Origin of the sequence: Leucobacter sp. VD1, assembly GCF_037150695.1 — a bacterium.
Taxonomy (GTDB): Bacteria; Actinomycetota; Actinomycetes; order Actinomycetales; family Microbacteriaceae; genus Leucobacter.
The window spans coordinates 234,989-253,842 of the sequence record NZ_JBBCPO010000003.1; the positions used below are offsets into that span (position 1 = coordinate 234,989).

The 18,854-nt window shown below is 67.7% G+C and carries 18 protein-coding genes; 8 read left to right on the forward strand and 10 right to left on the reverse strand.

The genetic code is table 11. From position 1 onward, the window contains the following. The first annotated feature begins 8 nt into the window (after window positions 1-8). From WFL22_RS10145 to WFL22_RS10160, 4 genes are all read left to right on the forward strand, one after another. A complete protein-coding gene (locus WFL22_RS10145) occupies window positions 9-188 on the forward strand; it encodes a hypothetical protein (protein ID WP_024355613.1) in 180 nt (59 codons plus the stop codon). A 70-nt stretch (window positions 189-258) separates the two neighbouring features. Next, on the forward strand, window positions 259-1,740 hold the full coding sequence (gene cls / locus WFL22_RS10150) for a cardiolipin synthase (protein ID WP_336652006.1): 1,482 nt from the start codon (window positions 259-261) through the stop codon (window positions 1,738-1,740). 236 nt (window positions 1,741-1,976) lie between these two features. After that, window positions 1,977-3,665 carry a biotin carboxylase gene (locus WFL22_RS10155; protein WP_336652005.1) on the forward strand — a complete coding sequence of 563 codons (1,689 nt, stop codon included), beginning with the start codon at window positions 1,977-1,979 and terminating at the stop codon, window positions 3,663-3,665. Between the two features lie 21 nt (window positions 3,666-3,686). Then, complete coding sequence (locus WFL22_RS10160) at window positions 3,687-4,907, forward strand: serine hydrolase domain-containing protein (protein ID WP_336652004.1); 1,221 nt, start codon at window positions 3,687-3,689, stop codon at window positions 4,905-4,907. Here the strand turns inward: WFL22_RS10160 and WFL22_RS10165 are convergent. The 9 genes from WFL22_RS10165 to WFL22_RS10205 form a co-directional block, all read right to left on the reverse strand. Beyond that, window positions 4,888-5,538 (reverse strand): histidine phosphatase family protein, encoded by a 651-nt coding sequence (locus WFL22_RS10165; protein WP_336652003.1) that lies wholly within the window; start codon window positions 5,536-5,538, stop codon window positions 4,888-4,890. The genes WFL22_RS10160 and WFL22_RS10165 overlap by 20 nt on opposite strands. Beyond that, a complete protein-coding gene (locus WFL22_RS10170; protein WP_336992678.1) occupies window positions 5,535-6,737 on the reverse strand; it encodes an ABC transporter ATP-binding protein in 1,203 nt (400 codons plus the stop codon). The genes WFL22_RS10165 and WFL22_RS10170 overlap by 4 nt, the downstream gene beginning before the upstream one ends. An 8-nt stretch (window positions 6,738-6,745) precedes the next feature. Continuing rightward, complete coding sequence (locus tag WFL22_RS10175) at window positions 6,746-8,422, reverse strand: ABC transporter permease (RefSeq protein ID WP_336652001.1); 1,677 nt, start codon at window positions 8,420-8,422, stop codon at window positions 6,746-6,748. Further along, complete coding sequence (locus WFL22_RS10180) at window positions 8,406-9,428, reverse strand: ABC transporter substrate-binding protein (protein WP_336652000.1); 1,023 nt, start codon at window positions 9,426-9,428, stop codon at window positions 8,406-8,408. The genes WFL22_RS10175 and WFL22_RS10180 overlap by 17 nt, the downstream gene beginning before the upstream one ends. Next, on the reverse strand, window positions 9,418-10,251 hold the full coding sequence (locus WFL22_RS10185) for a metallophosphoesterase (protein ID WP_336651999.1): 834 nt from the start codon (window positions 10,249-10,251) through the stop codon (window positions 9,418-9,420). The genes WFL22_RS10180 and WFL22_RS10185 overlap by 11 nt, the downstream gene beginning before the upstream one ends. Further along, window positions 10,248-10,985: a tyrosine-protein phosphatase gene (locus WFL22_RS10190; protein WP_336651998.1), complete on the reverse strand. Its 738-nt coding sequence runs from the start codon at window positions 10,983-10,985 to the stop codon at window positions 10,248-10,250. Before WFL22_RS10190 ends, WFL22_RS10185 begins: the two co-directional genes overlap by 4 nt. A gap of 151 nt (window positions 10,986-11,136) precedes the next feature. Next, on the reverse strand, window positions 11,137-11,997 hold the full coding sequence (locus WFL22_RS10195) for a MurR/RpiR family transcriptional regulator (protein ID WP_336651997.1): 861 nt from the start codon (window positions 11,995-11,997) through the stop codon (window positions 11,137-11,139). Between the two features lie 96 nt (window positions 11,998-12,093). Next, window positions 12,094-12,336, reverse strand: a complete 243-nt coding sequence (locus WFL22_RS10200) for a helix-turn-helix domain-containing protein (RefSeq protein ID WP_336651996.1) — start codon at window positions 12,334-12,336, stop codon at window positions 12,094-12,096. Further along, window positions 12,333-12,947 (reverse strand): hypothetical protein, encoded by a 615-nt coding sequence (locus WFL22_RS10205; protein WP_336651995.1) that lies wholly within the window; start codon window positions 12,945-12,947, stop codon window positions 12,333-12,335. The genes WFL22_RS10200 and WFL22_RS10205 overlap by 4 nt, the downstream gene beginning before the upstream one ends. A gap of 203 nt (window positions 12,948-13,150) precedes the next feature. On the opposite strand from WFL22_RS10205, the gene WFL22_RS10210 reads away from it, so the two are divergent. The 4 genes from WFL22_RS10210 (at window position 13,151) to WFL22_RS10225 (ending at window position 17,200) form a co-directional block, all read left to right on the forward strand. Further along, window positions 13,151-15,676, forward strand: coding sequence for an ATP-dependent Clp protease ATP-binding subunit (locus tag WFL22_RS10210; protein ID WP_336992682.1), 2,526 nt, complete (start codon window positions 13,151-13,153; stop codon window positions 15,674-15,676). Window positions 15,677-15,797: 121 nt separating this feature from the next. Beyond that, window positions 15,798-16,304, forward strand: coding sequence for an amino-acid N-acetyltransferase (locus tag WFL22_RS10215; RefSeq protein ID WP_336651993.1), 507 nt, complete (start codon window positions 15,798-15,800; stop codon window positions 16,302-16,304). A 26-nt stretch (window positions 16,305-16,330) separates the two neighbouring features. After that, entirely contained in the window at window positions 16,331-16,951 is a 621-nt protein-coding gene (locus WFL22_RS10220; protein WP_336992684.1) for a hypothetical protein, read from the forward strand. 66 nt (window positions 16,952-17,017) lie between these two features. Then, window positions 17,018-17,200 carry a hypothetical protein gene (locus tag WFL22_RS10225; RefSeq protein ID WP_336992686.1) on the forward strand — a complete coding sequence of 61 codons (183 nt, stop codon included), beginning with the start codon at window positions 17,018-17,020 and terminating at the stop codon, window positions 17,198-17,200. A gap of 5 nt (window positions 17,201-17,205) precedes the next feature. On the opposite strand, the gene WFL22_RS10230 is transcribed toward WFL22_RS10225, so the two are convergent. After that, window positions 17,206-18,771, reverse strand: a complete 1,566-nt coding sequence (locus WFL22_RS10230) for a PucR family transcriptional regulator (protein WP_336992687.1) — start codon at window positions 18,769-18,771, stop codon at window positions 17,206-17,208. Window positions 18,772-18,854 lie beyond the last annotated feature (83 nt).

Genomic DNA, 18,854 nt, shown 5'->3' on the forward strand with positions numbered 1-18,854 from the left:
TGGGGGTCATGGATAACTGGTGGATGAACGCGATCTGGTCGCTGATCCCGACCGTGCTCATCGGTCTGTTTTTCTGGATGGTGCTGCGCCTCATTTTGCGCGCGGATCGCACGGAGCGCCGGGTATACCAGCAGATTGAGAACGAGGAGCGCGCCAAAGCGGGCCTTCCGCTGCGCGACGAATCCTGACTGCTGCCTCGATAGAGTGTTCTCACACGCGTGAGAGTCGCTCATCGGGGGTTCAGGGAGGCAGGCGGGCATGGATCTGAGCTGGTTCGGATTCAATTGGCCGTACCTGTGGACACTGACAGCGCTGATCGTTGACAACGTCATCAGGATCGTGGCGCTCTTCGTGGTGCCGCGCAACCGCCGGCCCACTTCCGGTATGGCCTGGCTGCTCGCGATCTTCCTGCTGCCGGTGCCCGGGTTGCTGCTCTTCCTCATCATCGGCAGTAAGCGCCTACCGAAGAAGCGCGAGCTGATGCAGGAGGCCGTCAACGAGTTCGTTGCAGAGGTGTCGCGCCGTGAAGATAACGGCCTGGTGACCCCCGAGTCCCAGCTGCCGCCCGGGGTCGACAACGCTGTGAAGCTGGGTCGTTCGCTCGGCGCTCAGCCGATGCTGCTCGGCAACTCGGCCTCGCTCTGCATCGACTACGAGGAATCGCTCGCGCGTATGGCAGAGGCGATCCGCCAGGCCGAGGAATACGTGCACATCGAGTTCTACATCCTCGTGCATGACCGCACCACCGATGATGTCTTCGCCGCGATGCGCGAGGCGATCGCGCGGGGGGTCAAGGTGCGTGTGCTGCTCGACCACATCTCTGCTGTGCGCAATCCCGGTGCGAAGCGCACGCGGCGGAGCCTCACCGAGATGGGTGCGGAGTGGGATTACCTGCTGCCGGTGCGGCCATGGCGGGGCGAATACCAGCGGCCGGATCTGCGCAATCACCGCAAGCTTCTCGTGGTCGATGGCAAGGTCGGTTTCATGGGCTCGCAGAATCTTGTCGATTCGAGCTACAACAAGCGTGCGAATCGTCGCCGCGGGCTGCACTGGAAAGACCTGATGGTGCGTGTCGAGGGGCCGATCGTGCTGGGCCTGGAGGCGGTGTTCCAAGGCGACTGGTACATCGAGACCGGTGAGTACCTCACGAATATCGCGGAGGGGGAGCTCGAGGTCGATCGGCCGGGTCGACTCGACTGCCAGATCGTGCCCAGCGGGCCCGGCTACGGTGCCGAGAACAACCTGCAGGTGTTCGTCTCCCTGCTGTACGCGGCTCAGCGGCGTATCAGCATTACGAGCCCGTATTTCGTGCCTGAGGGGTCGATCATGAACGCGGTGCGTGCGGCGACGGCGCGCGGTGTGGAGGTCGAACTCTTCGTGTCTGAGATCGGTGATCAGGCAGTGGTGTATCACGCGCAGCGCTCGTACTATGAGGAGCTGCTGCGGGCTGGGGTGCGGATCTGGATGTTCCGGCCGCCCTACATTCTGCACTCGAAGCACTTCACGATCGACGACGATGTTGCCGTGGTGGGCTCGTCGAACATGGATCAGCGGTCATTCGGCTTGAATATGGAGATCTCGATGGTGGTGCACGGCGCGGCCTTCGTGCAAGATCTCGACGGAGTCAACGCCTACTACCGCGAGAACGCTCGTGAATTGACACTGGAGGAATGGCAGCAGCAGTCGTTGCCGTCCCAGCTGCTCGACGGTCTGGCCCGTCTCACCTCAGCACTGCAGTAGCCGTTCGGCGGGTGTGAGCGGGCACGCCGTTGAGCCCCGTTGGTCTCGTTTTGGAATTCTGCCGCTGGTGTGTCAGCATTCCTCTACCGTATTCAACGGAAGGAAACGCAATGGCGCGTCAGACTGCTTCCCCCCTACCCGAAAACACCCCTGTGGTGAGCACCTCAGGTGATGAAGGCGCGGCAGTAGCTGCAGCGTCTGCGGTGAAGAAATCTCGGGCAACGAAGCCGAGAACCGTGAAGCCCCGCACGTCGAAGTCGGCGGCCAAGAGCGCTGTCTCGAATGCGGCTGCAACACCTGCGGCAGCTGCAAAGCCCCGCGCTGCTGCGAAGCCGCGTGCGGCGGCGAAGGCAGCGGCTGGGGGCGGATCCGCCACCTCCGAATCACCCGCCGTGAAGAAGCCCGTTGCGCTGCGCAAACGGCCTCGGAAAGCCCCTGTTACTGGCCCAGTCACCATCGGGCGCAGCGGGTTCACGAAACTCAAGAACATCTCTGAGATTCGCCACTATCTGCGCACGAGCGACACCCCCGTGTTCTTCGTGGGGGCCACCGCATTCAATCTGCTCGGGCTCGACCGCTGGGTGCGAGGCTTCTCGTTCATCACCTACTACGACAGCTGGGATGGCAACCATCCGCGGGTGTTCACGCCGACCGAGAAGCCGTATGTCGAGTTTGAAAGCGGCGAGCAGATCAACAACTGGTTGCTCAGCAACCATGAGGTGCGCGCCCACATCGAGCGCCGCACCCCGCCCGGTGTGCGGCCGCAGGTGGTGATGGTGTTCTTCGATGAGGAGACCGAGCGCATCTGCGAAGAGCTCGACTACGAGCTGATTCTGCCGAGCAGCGAACTGCGCGAGCGTCTCGACTCGAAGATCGTCACCACCCAGATCGCCGATTCGGTTGGTGTGCCCAGCGTGCCCAATGTGCTCACCACGGTGCGCGACTGGGATGAGCTGGTGGCCGTCGCCGAGCGCGCCGGATTGGGCCAGGATCTCGTGATCCAGACCGCTTACGGCGACTCTGGCAAGACCACCTACTTCGTGACGAGCGAGGCCGAGTTCGCGGCCATCGCCGACGACATCACCAATGTTGAGATCAAGGTGATGAAGCGGATCAACAACCGTCCGATCGCCATCGAAGCGGTGCTGACCAGGCAAGGCACCGTGGTGGGGCCGTGCATGACCGAGATCACGGGGCACGCCGACCTCACGCCATACCGCGGCGGCTGGGCCGGCAATGAGATGTTTCCGACGGTGCTCGACGATGAGAGCCGCCATGCCGCGATCGCGCTCGTGCGCAGACTTGGCGACCGTCTCGGCAAAGAGGGCTACCGCGGCTTCTTCGAGGTCGATGTGCTGCTCGACACCGATACCGGCGACGTCTATCTCGGCGAGTTGAACCCGCGCATCAGCGGTGCTTCGGCGATCACGAATGTCACCGCCGGGGCCTACGCCGATGTGCCGCTGTTCGCCTTTCACCTGCTCGAATACTCGGGTGTCGACTTCGAGATCGACGTCGAAGAGATCAATCAGCGCTGGGAAGATCTTGCCTCTGAAGACGAGTGGAGCCACATGGTGATCAAGCACACGAGCCATACTGTCGAGCGCATCGACGCGGCGCCGCGCACCGGGCGCTATTCGCTCGACCACTTCGGCAACCTCGTCTATACGCATCACGACTACGACTGGCACCTGCTGGGCAACGAGTCCGATGCGTTCTACCTGCGCATTTACCAGGAGGGCGACTACCGCTGGAAGGGCGCCGATCTGGGCATCCTGGTAACGAAAGCGCACCTCGAGGCGAGCCATGGTGGTCTCACGCTGCACGCGAAGTACCTCATCGATGCGATCCGCGGCATGTACCGCACCACAGTGGTCGAGGGGGAGGAGCCCGCGCCGAAGCCGGCACCAGCCAAGGGCAAGTGAGCTGCGTGGAATACTGAACAGATGAATGCTGAGACCGGATACGGCCTGAACGGCCCGAGCACGGGCGTCATCGAGGTCGTCCCCCCGCTCGATCAGTGGCAGTTCGCGCCGTACTTGCAGTGGTCGATGCAGAACATCCAGTCCTTCCTGCCAGTGCACCCGATCCGCCGGGGGGTGCGAGCCACCGAGTTCGCGCTTCGCCCGGCGGATCTCGGTGCCCTCACCGTGCCGCACCCCTGGGAAGATCGCAGCGCGAGCTTCGCCGAGGTGATGGCGGCCACGTACACCGACGGGTGGATGATCACCCACCGCGGCGCGATCGTGGGTGAGCAGTACCTGGGCACACTGGGGCCGGCGGTCATGCACCTGCTGATGTCGGTGTCGAAGTCGCTCACGGCGACGACAGCGGGGCTGCTCGCGGCGAGCGGAGAGCTGCACCTCGACGCCGCAGTGACCGACTACGTGCCGCAGCTTGCGGGCTCCGGGTATGACGGGGCGCTCGTGCGCCACCTCGTCGACATGCGCACCGGGGTGCATTTCTCAGAGGAATATCTCAACGAGGATGCCGAGGTGCGGCTGCTCGAGGAGGCGATCGGCTGGGCCCCGAAGAAGCACCCGGAGGTGCCCGATTCGCTGCTCGGATTCCTGGCGACGCTGAGGCAGGAGAAGCCGCACGGCGGATCGTTCGACTACAAATCGTGTGAAACCGATGCCCTGGGCTTCGTGATCCAAGGCGCGGCGGGCAGACACGCGGGCGATGTGATGTCGGAACGGCTGTGGCAGCCGATGGGCGCTGAGTTCGACGCGCACGTCGGCATCGACAGCGTGGGTGGCGGCATGTTCGACGGGGGCGTGTCTGCTGCGATGCGGGATCTCGCGCGCTTCGGCAACCTCTACGTCAACCAGGGGTACGCCCTCGACGGCGTGGCGGTGCTGCCCGAGTGGTGGGTGGAGGACACCTTCGCGGGCGGGCCCGATTCGCGGGCGGCGTTCGCCAGCTCAGACGATGCGACCTACATGCGCGGTGGGATGTACCGCAACGGGTTCTGGTTCCCCGGCGAGAGCGGCGATGTGATGCTGGCGCTCGGCATCCACGGCCAGATGATCTACATGAACAGGGTCACGGGTGTCGTTGCGGTAAAGGTGTCAAGCTGGCCCACACCGCAGGATGCCGAGAAGCTGTTCTGGACGGTGCGCGCCTTCGAAGTTGCCTCGTGGGCGCTCAACCGCGGAGAGGCGTAGCCGTCTCAGTTGCTCGGGCGACGCGCAGCGCGCGCCCTGCGTGTGGTGCGGCCCGGTGTGCCGAGGGATCGTCGACCGAAGCATCGCCGAGCTGATCGCGGCTGAGCAACCAGATATCGCCGTTCAGGATGCGCGGCACTGCCGAGTCCCCGAGGCGGGCCAGCCCCGCTCGCAGCAGCGCGCCGTGCGCGACTACGATGGTGCCCGGTGCGCGGTCGAGGATGCCGAGTAAGGCGCCAGCGGCCCGCTCGGCGAGCAAGTCGTTGGGCTCGGCGCCCGGGATATCGAGCCCCGGCCAGCGCTCGTGCGCATCGCTCACGAGCAGGCCCTCGGCCGGGCCGAAGTCGCGTTCCCAGAGCGCAGCGTCGGTGCGTGCCTGGGGGAGTCCGAGCGCTGTCGCGATGATCTCGGCCGTCTCGATCGCGCGCCCGAGGGGCGAACTGAGCAGGCCACGCCAGGGGGCGCCGCCTTCGTCAGCGAGTTCGGCGAGGCGGGCCGCCGCCGCGGCAGCCTGGGCGCGCCCCGTCGTGTTGAGCGGCACCTCGGTGCGTCCCTGGATGCGGCGCGCCAGGTTCCAGTCGGTTTCGCCGTGTCGCACCAGGGCGATGGCGTTTGCGGTCAACGGGGTCATGCATTCACCATAGGCGGTACCGGCTGAGCCGCTTCGGATGCGGACCCGCGGCGCCCCTGGACCGGCTGTTGCCGAGACCCGGCCGACCGCGCTCCGACCGCTCGATGCCCGGCGGGAGCCGCGGCGTAGGCGATCGCGCGTTCGATTTCGATGCGCACGCGCGTGCCGGCGGCGCAGCGCACCCCGTGTTCGCGGCTGCGCAGCCGCAGCCCGCTCCAGTCGACGACGAGGTCGTCGCCGTCACGGCCGAAGAGCGAGGAGACCACGACGGCGGGCCCGTCCGCATCCGGGACGACGCGCACATGCTCGGGCAGCACCGCCAGCTCGACGGTGCTCCCCGGCGCGGCGCTGGATGCGGCCTCGGCGGCGGGCGGCGCGGCTCCGGGTCCGACCGCGATCCGCCCAGATGAGACATGGAGAGGCAGCCCGTCTGCGCGGAATCCGCTCCCGTCGAGCCCGCCGGCGATGACGGTTGCATCGGCGATGAAGCCCGCCACGAAGGCCGAGGCGGGGCTCCGTAGCAGCTCGGCCGGGGTGCCCTGCTGCTGGACACGGCCGCCGTCGAGCACCACAACGCGGTCAGCCAGCGCCAGTGCCTCGCTGCGGTCGTGGGTCACGTGCAGCACCGTGAGCCCCAGCTGCCGGGTCAGTTGCCGCAGCTCGAGCCGCAGCCGGTCGCGCAGCGGCTCGTCAAGCGCCGACAGTGCCTCATCGAGGAGCAGTACGCGCGGGCGCGCGACGATGGCGCGGGCGATCGCGACGCGCTGCCGTTGACCGCCCGACAGCGTCGCCGGGTTGCGGCGCTCGGCGCCGGCGAGGCCGACGAGCTCGAGCGCTTCCGAGACGCGGCGCACCCGCTCGGCACGGGCCACCCCGGCGCGTCTGAGCGGGTAGTCGATGTTGCGGCCCACGCTCCAGTGTGGCCAGACCGCGTGCTGCTGGAACACCATGCCGAGGCCGCGGCGCTCGGGCTCCACGCAGCGGTCGGCGTCGGCCACGACGGCGTCGCCGATCCGCACCGATCCTGCTGTGGGCCGCACGAATCCTGCAATGGTGCGCAGCAGTGTCGTCTTGCCCGAGCCCGAGGGGCCGATGAGCGCCACGAACTCGCCGTCGCCGACCCGCAGATCGATGTCGGCGAGACCGAGATGGCCGCCCGGGTAGGCGAGGCTGACGGAAGTGAGGGAGACCGAAGACATGGGGGTTCCTAACGGGAGCTGCGCGCGGTGAGACCGAGACCGGCGAGACCGACGAGCGCGACGATGAGAGAGAGTGCAGAAGAAGCGTTGTAGGCACCGGCCTGCTGCAGATTGAAAATGACCACGCCCAGGGTCTGCGAACCGGGGGAGAGCAGCAGCACCGACAGGGTGAGCTCGCGCACCGCGGTGAGTGCGACGAGCACCGCCCCCGACAGTGCGGCGGGTACGGCCATGCGGCACGAGATGTCCCACAGCGCCCGCAGGCGTGAGGCACCCGCCACCCGCGCGGCTTCCTCGGCGGTGGCCGGGGTCGCCGCGAGCGGAGCGCTCACCGACTGCACGACGAGCGCGAGGAACGAGGTGAGGTAGGCGCAGAGGATGATCCACGGTGTGTTGTAGAGCCCGATGCTCGGGGCGATCACCAGCCAGGCCACCGCGATCACGAGGCCCGGGATCGCTTGCGGCAGCAGTGCGAGCCCCAGTAGTCCGGCGTTATCGCGGGCGCGCGTGCGGGTGACGAGCGTGCCGATCGCGAGCCCCAGCAGACCACAGATCACGGCCGCGGAGACGGCGAGCATCACCGAGTTGCCGATGCCGGTGAGCGTGCCTGACGCCGTCAGCGCGCGCTCAAAGCTCGCGAGCGTGAGGTTTTCGAGGGTGAACGGCACCCCGGGCGCGGGCAGCAGCGACTGGGCGGTCAGCGTGACGAGGGGCAGCACGGTCACCGCAAGCACGATGACGGCCGTCACGACCCCGGCAGGCACGCGCGCTCGGCCGAGCGGTAGCCGATCCGGTGCCGCGGCCTGCCCATCGAGTTCGACGCGGGTGCGAGAACGGAGCAGGTCCACCACCGCGCCGAGCAGTGCGATCACCAGCAGCACGAAGCCGATCGCCGCGACCACCGAGAGGGGATCCTCGACCGTGCCCGACTGGAGATAGCGGTAGACGAGCGTCGACAGCGTGACATAGCGCTCGGGCAGGCCGATGATCGAAGGGATACCGAAATCGGCGAGGTTCGAGACGGCAATGAGCGTGAACGATGACAGCATGGCGGGGCGCAGCAGCGGCAGCGTCACCACCATCATCGCGCGGCCGGCAGAGGAACCGGCGATCCGTGCCGCCTGTTCGAGGTCGGCCGGCACACGCCGTAGCGCCGCGGTGACGATCATCATTGCGACGGGGAAGCCGTGCAGGGTGAGGAGGAAGACGACGCCGTCGCCGCCATACAGATTCCAGAGCGGTGCGCCGAAGCGGGCCGACCACCACGAGTTGACGGGCGAGCTCGGCCCGAGCAGACTCAGCCACGCGATCGCGCCCACGAACGGCGGCATGAGCAACGGGCTCAGTGCGAGCAGGCGCAGCGCACGACGGCCCGGCAGATCGGTGCGTTCGAGCAGCAGCGCGAGGGCGGTGCCGACGACCACGGCGAGCGCCCCCGACAGCGCGGCCGAGACGAGCGAGTTGACCGTCGCCTCGAGCACCGCGGGGTCGGCGAGCTGAGACCAGCCGCCGCCCGTCGCGGCGATCGCCACAATGGCCGCGATCGGCAGCACCACGAGCGCGCCGACCGCGATCCACAACGCGCCGCGAACGGCGCCGAGGCCGTCGAGGCGCGCGGTGCGCCCGCGGGGCCGGCCGGTGACGACCGGCCCCGCGGGCACGAGCACGTTACTGGAAGAGGCCATTGAAGGTCTCGACCGCGGATGCCTGGGTGGCGCGGATCTTCTCCAGCTCGGGGGTCAGCAGCACAATGTCCGAGATCTCCGGAGCGCCCTTCGGGCTCTGCACGTCCTCGCGGATCGGCAGGTAGGACTGGGTGACGGCGATCTCCTGGCCCTGCTTGCTGATCAGGAAATCGACCAGCAGTTTTGCGGCCTCCGGCTGCTCGGTGTCGGCGAAGATGCCGACCGGCTGCGACACGAAGGGCACGCCCTCCTCGGGGTAGACCGCCTCGATCGGCGAACCGGCCGCGGCGAGATCGCGCACGAGCGAGTCAACGACGATGCCGACGGGGCTGCTGCCCTCGGCGACCGCCTGCGACACCGGGCCGTTGCTCTCGGCAATCAGCGGCTGGTTCGCGGCGAGACCCTCGAGCCAGCTCAGCCCGAGCTTCGGCTCGTCGAGCCAGACGGCGGCGTTGTAGGCCGCTGCGCCGGACACATCGGGGTTGGGCATGGCGATCTTGCCTGCGTAGGCGGGGTCGGTGAGATCGTGCCACGAGCTCGGCGCGTCGGTGATCGTGTTCGTGTTGATCGCGATCACCGTCGGCAGCAGGCGCGTGCCCACGTAGAAGTGCTCGGGGTCGATGAGATCCTGCTTGATGCTTGCGGCCTCGGGCGACTCGTACTCGAGCAGCAGATCGCGCTCGGCGTAGTCCTCGAAGGTGGGGGCATCGGCGGCGAGCAGCAGGTCGGCGCCGATGTCGCCGGCCTTCTCCTCGGCGGCGATTCGGGCGGTGAGGTCGCCGGTGCCGGCGCGGAACACCTCGACGTCGATCTCGGGGTGTTGCTCGGTGAAGGCAGCGATGAGCGCGTCGATCTTCTCCTGCGGCTCCGAGGTGTAGAGGGTAAGGCTCGCGGGCTCGGCCTGAGGGGCATTTGACGCGTCGGCGGAGGGTGCCGCGCATGCGGTGAGTGCGAACGCCGAGAGGGAGAGCGCCGCGACGGCGCCGAGCGAACGGTTACGGGACATGATCTGCTTTCTCTAGTTTCTCTAGGGGTACTGCGCGGTGCGTGAGGGGTCGGGAGAAGATGGGTGGCGGCGAGTGCAGGCCGATTGCGGCGGCGCTTACGCCGAGGGCGGTGAACTGCACGAGCGAGAACATGGGGGCGTCGTGCCCGGCGACGGTGTCGGGGCCCGCGTCCATCACCTGGTGGTAGGCGAGCGAGGGGCCGACAAACACGGGGATACCGCCGAGCGAGGCCGTGAGCGAGTGATGGAAGTGGCCGGCGAGGATTGCGCGGGTGTCGGAGCCTTCGAGCACGCTCAGCAGTTCGTGTGCGTCTGCGAGGCCCTGCGTGCTGAGCGACGGGAGCGGCGACTCGACGGGTGCGTGGTGCAGCGCGACGATGCTGCCGGATTCGGACGGCTCGCGGAGGGTCTCGGCGAGCCAGGCCAGCTGTTCGGCACCGAGCGAGCCGGTGCTCGAGTCGAGGCGCACGATGCGGTATCCCTCGACGTGCTCGACGCCGACGTGGCCGTGGCGGTGGCGGGGCAGCACGGTGGCGGCGGTCGGATCGTCGTGGTTACCGAGCACGGTGAAGACGGGGGCGCCCACGATCTTGGCCAGTCGGTCGCAGGCACGCGCGACGGCGGGATACGCTCCCGGGTGGCCTCGCTGCGCGAGGTCGCCCGTGATGATGATGGCCTCAGGCGTCATGCCGACCGAGCGCGCGTACTCGCCCACGCGTTCGAGACGGCCGACGCCGTCGACAGTGCCGTAGAGCAGCCCCTCCTCGGTGGCGTGCACGTCGCTGATGTGCAGCACGGTGAAGCGCCCGGTCGCCGAGCTCATCGGACCGGCTCGGGATCGGCGGCGGGCGAAGCGGGTGCAGCGACGGGCGAAGTCGGTTCGGCCGTGGGCACCCGGCGGGCGAGTGCGGAGAAGTGTTCGGTTCGGGCACCGTGCCGCAGCAGATACGAGTGCGCGCCGCCCAGCTGATCGACGAGGTCGAGGGCGACGAGCAGGGCTTCCGCGGGGCTGTCGAGGTGCAGACGTTCGGCATCAGCCCGCGCGGTCGCGGCGAGGTCGAGCGCGTCGAGCTGCTGGGCAACGAGTTCGCGTCGGGCCGGGCGCACCGTCGACCCCGAGCGTGCGTAGTCGTCGAGCACGTCGCAGCGCGGCTCGCCCGCGGCCAGCCTGGCGAGTGCGACGACGAGGCCGGTGCGGTCTTTGCCAGCGGTGCAGTGCACGACGGCGGTGCCGGGGTGCTCGGCGATCGCGATCACGGCCGCGGCGAGCTGCGGGCCGCGATCCCGCACGAGGCCGGTGTAGACCGACTCGATCGTGCCACTCGTCGGCGGGCGCTTGCCGTAGAGGGGGAGTGATTGCACAGTGAGGGAGTGGCGGCGCTTGCTGCGCTCGGAGGGTTCGCGCAGGTCGATTACGAGGTCGACGCCCCGGTCGCGCAGGGCGCGCTCGCCGTCGGCGGTGAGCTCGTCGAGCGCGGCCGCCCGTACGAGCCACGGTGCATGCTTGGCTCCGATGGCGCGGGCGTTGTAGCTGCCGTCGAGCGGGAATTCGAACACGGGACTCCTCGGATGATGCGGCGGTGATTCCGCTTCGTTCCAGAATTTCTGGAACGTGTTACATCACCACTATCGAGGGGCCGAGTGACCGGAGGATGAACGGGGAGGGAACCGCGCGCGAAGAGTCGGGAACGCGCCGGCCGGTGCCGCGCTAGGCCTCAGAGTCGGTGAGGGCGTGCGCGACGACCGAGCGCATGTCGAGGGCGTCGAAGGCCTCGGTAGCTCCGAGGCAGCCTGAGACTGCGGTCACCAGTGCGTGCAGCAGCACGGCGTGGGTGAGGCGCACGAAGAAGGGGTCGATAGTGTGCTGCGATCCTGCGGCACCCGTGGAGACGACCACGTCGGCGAGTTCTGGAATCGGCGCACGCGGGTAGCTGCACAGTGCGATGACGGTCGCACCCCGCTGCTTCGCGGCCCGGCAGGCGGCGAGCGTGTGGGCGTTTGCCCCGGAGTGGCTGAGTGCCAGGCAGACGTCGCCGGGCCCCAGGGTGTGCGCCGCGAACTGCTGGGCGAGAATATCGAGCGGGGCCTCCACCGGCCGCCCGATCGTGGCAAAGCGCATGGCCGCGTCCTGCAGTGGCGGTGCCGAGAAGCCGTTGGCGGTGAAGCACACGCGCCCGGCGGCGGCGACGGCCGCGGCCGCTTCGGCGAGCGCGAGGCGGTCGATCGTGTCCCTCCCGAGCAGCAGGGCCTCTCTGGCGCGCTCGAACACCCGGTCGACACTGTCGCCGGGCATGGCCTCCGAGGGCGCTTCGTCACGTGCGAGTTCGAGGCGCAGGTGCTGGAAACCCGTGAAGCCCAGTCGCTGGCAGGCCCGGACTACGGTGGCTGCTGAGGTGCCTGCGGCCGCGGCGAGCTGCTGCGTCGACCACTGTGGCACCTCGGCCGAGTGTTCGAGCACTGCACGCGCGACCGCCCCCTCGCTCGGGCCGAGCGCGGGGGCGTACGCGCGGATGCGCGCGAGGGTTGAGCTTGCGGCCTCAGCGGCCAGTGCTCCGAGGTGCGTGGACATGCGGACAGGGTAGTGTACGCGGGTGTCGGTGAGGTGACGATGCGCTTGGCGACCCCGAGGTCCGCGCATGCTGCGCTGGATCGCGCAGCCGCTCGATCAGGCCTGCGGCTGCCGGTCGATCACGAGCAGCTCGCCCACCTCGCAGTCGAGTGCCCGGCAGATTGCGGTGAGTGTCGAGAAGCGGATCGCGCGAGCCCGATCGTTCTTGAGCACCGACAGATTGACGAGGCTGACCCCCACTCGCTCGCTGAGTTCGGTGAGGGTCAGGTTGCGTGCGGCGAGCAGTTCGTCGAGGCGGCAGTGGATCGTGTGGCCCTCTTCGGGCTCGGCGGGGCTCACACCAGCCCCTCGGCGTCGCGCTGCAGGCGTTCGCCCACCACGAAGACCGTGCTCACCAGTGCGATTACGAAGGTCGCGAGCAGGTAGGGGCCCGGGGCGAAGCTGAATACGGTGTTGTCGAGCTGCCGATCGGATGCCCACGCGAGTGCGCCGTTCGCGAGCATGGTGCGGCAGAGTGCCGCGGCCGCGGAGCCGACCAGGCCGACGATCCCCGCGACGCTGACCAGGCGGGTGTTGCGTCGGCTGAAGATGCGGCCCCGCAGTACCGAGATGGCGAGCGCGATCAGGCAGGCGGCGACCGTTGCGGTGACGAGCGTGGTGAGTACGGGCTCGGTGACGCCGGCGATGAGAGATGCGAGGGGCATCTCGTCAACGCTGATCGTTGCGGTCTGGAGTTGCGCGGGCAGTTGGCCGGTGCCAGCCGGGAGTTCGATGGGCAATCCCGCGAACCGCACCTCGACGGGGGTGGGGCCCGGGCTGAGCAGCTCGATGATGCGTTGGATCGCCAGCACGGCGGTGACCACGGTGATGATGGCGCCTGCGCCGACGAAGACCCAGAGGCCAGCGCGATCTCCGGTGGAGGGGCGGTGCAGGTCTGTGGAAAGGGTCACGATCACTCCTTTATCGATATTCGTTATTATCGCTTTTCGATAAGTTACCGGGAGTGTGACGGATCCGTCAAGTCGAAGCCGGGTGCCAGCCGCCCCATTACGCCCAGATCGAACAGGCCCCCGCGATCCGCAATCACCCCGTAGCCTGGATGCATCGGCCGGGACCGCACCGACGACGCGACCCCGAGCCCAGGAGGTTATTGATGTTCGAGAGATTCACCGATCGCGCCCGACGAGTGGTTGTGCTCGCCCAAGAAGAGGCGAAGATGCTCAATCACAACTACATCGGCACCGAGCACATCCTGCTCGGCCTGATCCACGAGGGAGAAGGCGTCGCAGCCAAGGCGCTGGAGCAGCTCGATATCTCGCTCGACGCTGTGCGCGCGCAGGTGACCGACATCATCGGCACCGGCCAGCAGCCGCCGCAGGGGCACATTCCCTTCACGCCGCGCGCAAAGAAGGTGCTCGAGCTGAGCCTGCGCGAAGCGCTGCAGTTGGGGCACAACTACATCGGTACCGAGCACATCCTGCTCGGCCTGATCCGCGAGGGTGAGGGTGTCGCAGCCCAGGTGCTTGTGAAGCTGGGCGCTGACCTCAACCGTGTGCGCCAGACCGTGATCCAGCTGCTCTCCGGCTACCAGGCCGGCAAAGAGAGCGCCACAGTGGGTGCCCCCGAGCAGCAGAGCGATCCCAAGGGCTCGCAGGTGCTCGACAACTTCGGCCGCAACCTCACCCAGGCTGCCCGCGAAGGCAAGCTCGACCCCGTGATCGGGCGCGAGAAAGAGGTCGAGCGGGTCATGCAGATCCTCTCGCGCCGCTCCAAGAACAACCCCGTGCTGATCGGCGAGCCCGGCGTCGGCAAGACCGCCGTCGTCGAAGGCCTCGCCCAGGCCATCGTCAAGGGCGAAGTGCCCGAGACGCTCAAGGACAAGCAGGTCTACGTGCTCGACCTCGGCTCCATGATCGCCGGCAGCCGCTACCGCGGCGACTTCGAGGAGCGCCTGAAGAAGGTCACCAAGGAGATTCGCAACCGTGGCGACATCATCATCTTCATCGACGAGATCCACACTCTCGTGGGTGCGGGTGCCGCCGAGGGGGCCATCGACGCGGCGAACATCCTGAAGCCGATGCTCGCACGCGGCGAACTGCAGACCATCGGTGCTACCACGCTCGACGAGTTCCGCAAGCACTTCGAGAAGGATGCCGCGCTCGAGCGCCGCTTCCAGTCGATCATGGTGAACGAGCCGTCGCTGCCGCACTCGATCAACATTCTCAAGGGCCTGCGCGATCGCTACGAAGCTCACCACAAGGTGTCGATCACCGACGGTGCGATCGTCGCCGCCGTGAACCTCGCCGACCGCTACGTGCAGGATCGCTACCTCCCCGACAAGGCCATCGACCTGATCGACGAGGCCGGTGCCCGCCTGCGCCTGTCGATCCTGTCGAGCCCGCCCGAGCTGCGCGAATTCGATGAGAAGATCGCTGTGGTGCGCGCCGACAAGGAAAAGGCGATCGAGGGGCAAGACTTCGAAGCCGCGGCGAACAAGCGCGACGAAGAGAAGATGCTCATCGCCGAGCGACTGCGGCTCGAGAAGCAGTGGCGCTCAGGCGACGTCGCCACTAAGGCCGAGGTCGACGAGGGGCTGATCGCCGAGGTGCTCGCGCAGGCCACCGGCATCCCCGTCTTCAAGCTCACCGAGGAGGAGACCTCTCGGCTGCGCTTCATGGAGGAGGCCCTGCACCAGCGCGTCATCGGTCAGAACGAGGCCATCGCCGCGCTCGCCAAGACGATCCGCCGTCAGCGCGCCGGCCTCAAAGATCCGAAGCGCCCCTCGGGCTCCTTCATCTTCGCCGGCCCCACCGGTGTCGGCAAGACTGAGCTCGCGAAGGCGCTCGCCGAGTTCCTGTTCGACGACGAGGATGCGCTGATCTCGCTCGACATGTCCGAGTACGGAGAGAAGCACACCGTGTCGCGTCTCTTCGGTGCACCCCCAGGATTCGTGGGCTTCGAAGAGGGTGGCCAGCTCACTGAGAAGGTGCGTCGCCGGCCGTTCTCGGTCGTGCTCTTCGACGAGATCGAGAAGGCCCACCCGGACATCTTCAACTCGCTGCTGCAGATCCTCGAAGAGGGTCGCCTCACCGACGGCCAGGGTCGTGTGATCGACTTCAAGAACACGGTCATCATCATGACGACCAACCTCGGTTCGAGCGCGATCGCCGGCGGCCCCGTCGGTTTCCAGCTCGAGGGCGACTCCTCGGTCGGCTACGAGTCGATGAAGGGCAAGGTCAACGAGGAGCTGAAGAAGCACTTCAAGCCCGAGTTCCTGAACCGCGTCGACGACACCATCGTGTTCCCGCAGCTCACCAAGCCCGAACTGCTGCAGATCGTCGACCTCTTCGTGAAGCAGCTGAAGGACCGCCTGCTCGACCGCGATATGCATCTCGAAATGTCGCAGCCGGCTCGCGAGCGCCTCGCCGAACTGGGCTACGACCCTTCGCTCGGTGCACGTCCGCTGCGTCGCGCCATGCAGCGCGAGATCGAGGATCGCCTCTCCGAGCGCATCCTCGGCGCCGAGCTGCTGGCAGGCGACCTCGTGAAGATCGGCTTCGAAAATGGTGAGTTCACCTTCGAGACCGATCGCAACTCCGAGAAGGCGCACGGCGACTCCTCGGCCGCTGCGGCCGCTGCCGTGGCGTCGACGGCCGCCACCCCCGGCACCACCGAGTAGTACGCGCACCACGAAGGGCCCGCCAGAAGGCGGGCCCTTCGGCGTGTCTGGGGGTGCCTGCGATTCAGCCCTTGGACTGCGGCGGAGAAGGGCAGGCGTGGAAGCGCAGTAGGCTGGAGGGATGGAGATCAGCATCCGCAGCGCGCGCACGGACGACGTGCCGCACATCGTCGCGCTTATGGAGCCGCTCGTAGCGCGACGCATTCTGCTGGGGAAAGACCTCGTCGATCTCTACGCTGCCGTGCCCGAGTTCCTGGTCGCAACTGATGCCTCCGACCGAGTCATCGGTTACGGTGCGGTGCATGTGATGTGGGAGCGTCTCGGCGAGGTGCGCACTCTCGGGGTGTCTGAAGACTGGCTCGGCCGCGGCATCGGGCACCGCCTCCTTGAGGCGCTTGAGGTGCGTGCCCGCGAGCTCGGCCTGGCCCAGCTGTTCTGCCTCACCTTCGAAACCGAGTTCTTCAGCAGGCATGGTTTCGCGGAGGTGAGTGAGAACACTGCGCTCGTGGCCGCCGATGTCTACGCCGAGCTGCTGCGTTCAAGCGATGAGGGCGTGGCTGAGTTCCTTGATCTCGCCCGTGTGAAGCCCAACACGCTCGGCAACACGCGCATGTTGAAGCGTCTCTAGGGAGCGTTCGGGGATACGCTGACGCTATGTCGACGCTGCGCAATCCTGTCGGGCCGAAGGACCGGAAGGTCTACGTGAGGCGGCGGATCCTGGTGCTTGCCGGGTTGCTCGCCGTGATCGCCGTAGTGGTGCTCGTGTTTGTGAAGCCGGGCGCCAGCGGCAGTGCGCAGAGCGCGCGCGAAGTCGAGGTGCCCAGCGATCTTGCGGCCGCTGACGCGAAGAAGGCTGCGGCTGACGGTGAGACGCCGGTGTGCAATGAGGGGCAGCTGCAGGTTACGCCGGTGACCGACAAGACAGACTATGCCGGGGGCGAGCTGCCGCAGTTCTCGCTGACGGTGCAGAACACGGGCGAGGAGGCCTGCTCGGCCGATCTCGGCACCGCTGGGATGGAGTTCGCCGTGACGAGCGGCGACGATGAAGTCTGGCGCTCGGTCGATTGTCAGCAGAATCCCGAACACCTCGCTGTGATCATCGCGCCGGGTGAGTCGCTTGAGACGGAGCCTGTGGCGTGGGATCGCACTCGTTCGAGCCCGGAGACCTGCGAGATCACCCGTGACCCTGTCGCCGCGGGTGGCGCCTCATATCATTTGCGCGTCGCAGCTGCCGGAGCGCAGGGAACGGGCACGGCGCAGTTCCTGCTGTACTGAGCGATCCAGGCTGACGATTCGGCGAGTGGTGCTGCGCAAGAGGCCCCATTGGGGTTATGGTGAGGCATGGACAAGAAAAAGGTTTCAGAGACTGGCATCCGGGTTGAGGTTCCCCAGGGCACCGATGAAGCCGTCGCCGTCGACGAACTCATCGATGATTTCCTGCACGGAGACATCCGCGGTGCGTTGCACGCGCTCCACGAGCCGTCTGAGGCTGCTGGCGGGCCTGAACCCGTAGCGGGCTCCTGACGCGATCACCGCATCGAGAGGTCTTCGAGGCGCAGTGCGAGCCACAGCTCTGCCCTGTCATCGGGGTCGGAGAGTGACCGCGAAGTGATTCGTTCGATGCGCGTGAGTCTGTCGCGCAGCGTGTTCCGATGGATGCCGAGCCCTGCGGCTGCGGGGCCGCGCTGACCATCGGCGTCGAAGACAGCGCGCAGGGTGTCGCGCAGCATGTCGCGTTCGCTCTCGCCGATCCCGGGATCTCGCAGTGAGAGCGGCCCGAGCACGCGCTCGCTGAGAGCGTCGCGGATCGCGGGGGTGACGGTGGCGTGGCTGGGTGCGGGCGCGGATCCAGCGGGGGTGTTCGCGGTGGCGGATCCGCCAGTTGCGGGATCCGCGCCTCCGAGCGCTAGCAGGGCCTCGAGCAGCGGGGTGTCGCGATCGGCCCACACGGTTTGCGGCACTCGGGGGGCTGTGTACAGCGGCGCCGTGGCCGAGAGTGCGCGCAGGCGGGCTGCGGCCGAGCGTCGGCTCACGGGAATCTCGCTCAGGCGGCCGGGGCGGCCCACCACAACATCGAGATCGTGACGTTTCGCGGCCGAGAGGCACTGCTCGATGGCGGTTTCGGTATCGGCGCACAGCTGCCAGGCGAGGGCGAGGCCGGGCGCTGCGGGGTGCTCGCTTGCCGGTGCGATGAGCCTGTCGAGGCCGCTGCGCGGGCGTCGGCGCCAGGCGGCCACGTCTTCTGCTCGGCCCTGCACCGCGATTGCCCGCAGCCGCTCAGGGAGTTCGAGCGAGGGGGCCAAGATTGCGACAGAGGCTGGCGATCCGCCGCCTGCGAGCAGTGTTGCGGCGAGTCGTTCCCAGCGTTCTCGCTCGCGGGTCTCTTCCGCGCTGTCGCCCCGCAGGCTGAGGCTGAGCACCATCGACCCGGCGGCGATGACGGCGTGCCCCTCTGGGGTCAGGGGGGTGTTGCCTGCGACCGCGAGCCGCAGCGAGGATTCTCGGTCGAGTGCGATGTGCTCGGCGCCGCCGGTCTCGTTCGCGGCGGCGAAGCCTGCGGTGCAGGCAAGCACGGCACCGTCGGAGGCGACGAGCGCGAGCTGCCTGCCCGTTGCCTGTGCGACGCTGGCGAGGACCTCGGCCGGGCGCTGGCCGCCTCTGGCCCCGTCAAGGAGCCGCTGCTGCGCTTGCAGCGCGCCGCGGGCTGCGCGCAGTTCGTCGGCCCTGATGAGGGCGGCGATGGCTTTGCTCACCGCGATGAAGGGCACGGGGAGGGGGATTTCGAAGAGTGCCACCCGATACATGCTCGCTGCGGCGATGAGCGGTTGCGGCACACGGTCGTGGTTGACGCCGATGCCGAAGCCGATTGCTGCGACTCGCGCGCGGCTGAGGCTGGCGACGAAGTCGCGCCAGCGGGCGTCGTCTGGGGCGAGGGCGAGCCCTGTGGTCATGATGATCTCGCCGCCGTCGAGGTAGCCGCTGAGGTCGAGCAACTCGGTGACTGAGCTCCAACTGATCTCGGGATCACCGGATCCTGCCTGGATGAGTCGCAGCCCGAGATCGGGCAGGGAGAGCAAGTCGGAGAGCGTGGCCATAGGGTGATTCTTGCACAAGTGTGAGACCGGAGGCTATGCAAGGATGCTGCAAGTCTGCGCGCCCGTGATCCATAGACTGACGG

Excerpts from the sequence above, each read along its gene's own strand:
- WFL22_RS10145 (WP_024355613.1), top strand. The coding sequence starts at position 9 with ATGGATAACTGGTGGATGAACGCGATCTGGTCGCTGATCCCGACCGTG.
- cls (WP_336652006.1), top strand. The coding sequence starts at position 259 with ATGGATCTGAGCTGGTTCGGATTCAATTGGCCGTACCTGTGGACACTG.
- WFL22_RS10160 (WP_336652004.1), top strand. The coding sequence starts at position 3,687 with ATGAATGCTGAGACCGGATACGGCCTGAACGGCCCGAGCACGGGCGTC.
- WFL22_RS10165 (WP_336652003.1), bottom strand. The coding sequence starts at position 5,538 with ATGACCCCGTTGACCGCAAACGCCATCGCCCTGGTGCGACACGGCGAA.
- WFL22_RS10170 (WP_336992678.1), bottom strand. The coding sequence starts at position 6,737 with ATGTCTTCGGTCTCCCTCACTTCCGTCAGCCTCGCCTACCCGGGCGGC.
- WFL22_RS10175 (WP_336652001.1), bottom strand. The coding sequence starts at position 8,422 with ATGGCCTCTTCCAGTAACGTGCTCGTGCCCGCGGGGCCGGTCGTCACC.
- WFL22_RS10180 (WP_336652000.1), bottom strand. The coding sequence starts at position 9,428 with ATGTCCCGTAACCGTTCGCTCGGCGCCGTCGCGGCGCTCTCCCTCTCG.
- WFL22_RS10185 (WP_336651999.1), bottom strand. The coding sequence starts at position 10,251 with ATGAGCTCGGCGACCGGGCGCTTCACCGTGCTGCACATCAGCGACGTG.
- WFL22_RS10195 (WP_336651997.1), bottom strand. The coding sequence starts at position 11,997 with ATGTCCACGCACCTCGGAGCACTGGCCGCTGAGGCCGCAAGCTCAACC.
- WFL22_RS10210 (WP_336992682.1), top strand. The coding sequence starts at position 13,151 with ATGTTCGAGAGATTCACCGATCGCGCCCGACGAGTGGTTGTGCTCGCC.
- WFL22_RS10215 (WP_336651993.1), top strand. The coding sequence starts at position 15,798 with ATGGAGATCAGCATCCGCAGCGCGCGCACGGACGACGTGCCGCACATC.
- WFL22_RS10220 (WP_336992684.1), top strand. The coding sequence starts at position 16,331 with ATGTCGACGCTGCGCAATCCTGTCGGGCCGAAGGACCGGAAGGTCTAC.
- WFL22_RS10225 (WP_336992686.1), top strand. The coding sequence starts at position 17,018 with ATGGACAAGAAAAAGGTTTCAGAGACTGGCATCCGGGTTGAGGTTCCC.
- WFL22_RS10230 (WP_336992687.1), bottom strand. The coding sequence starts at position 18,771 with ATGGCCACGCTCTCCGACTTGCTCTCCCTGCCCGATCTCGGGCTGCGA.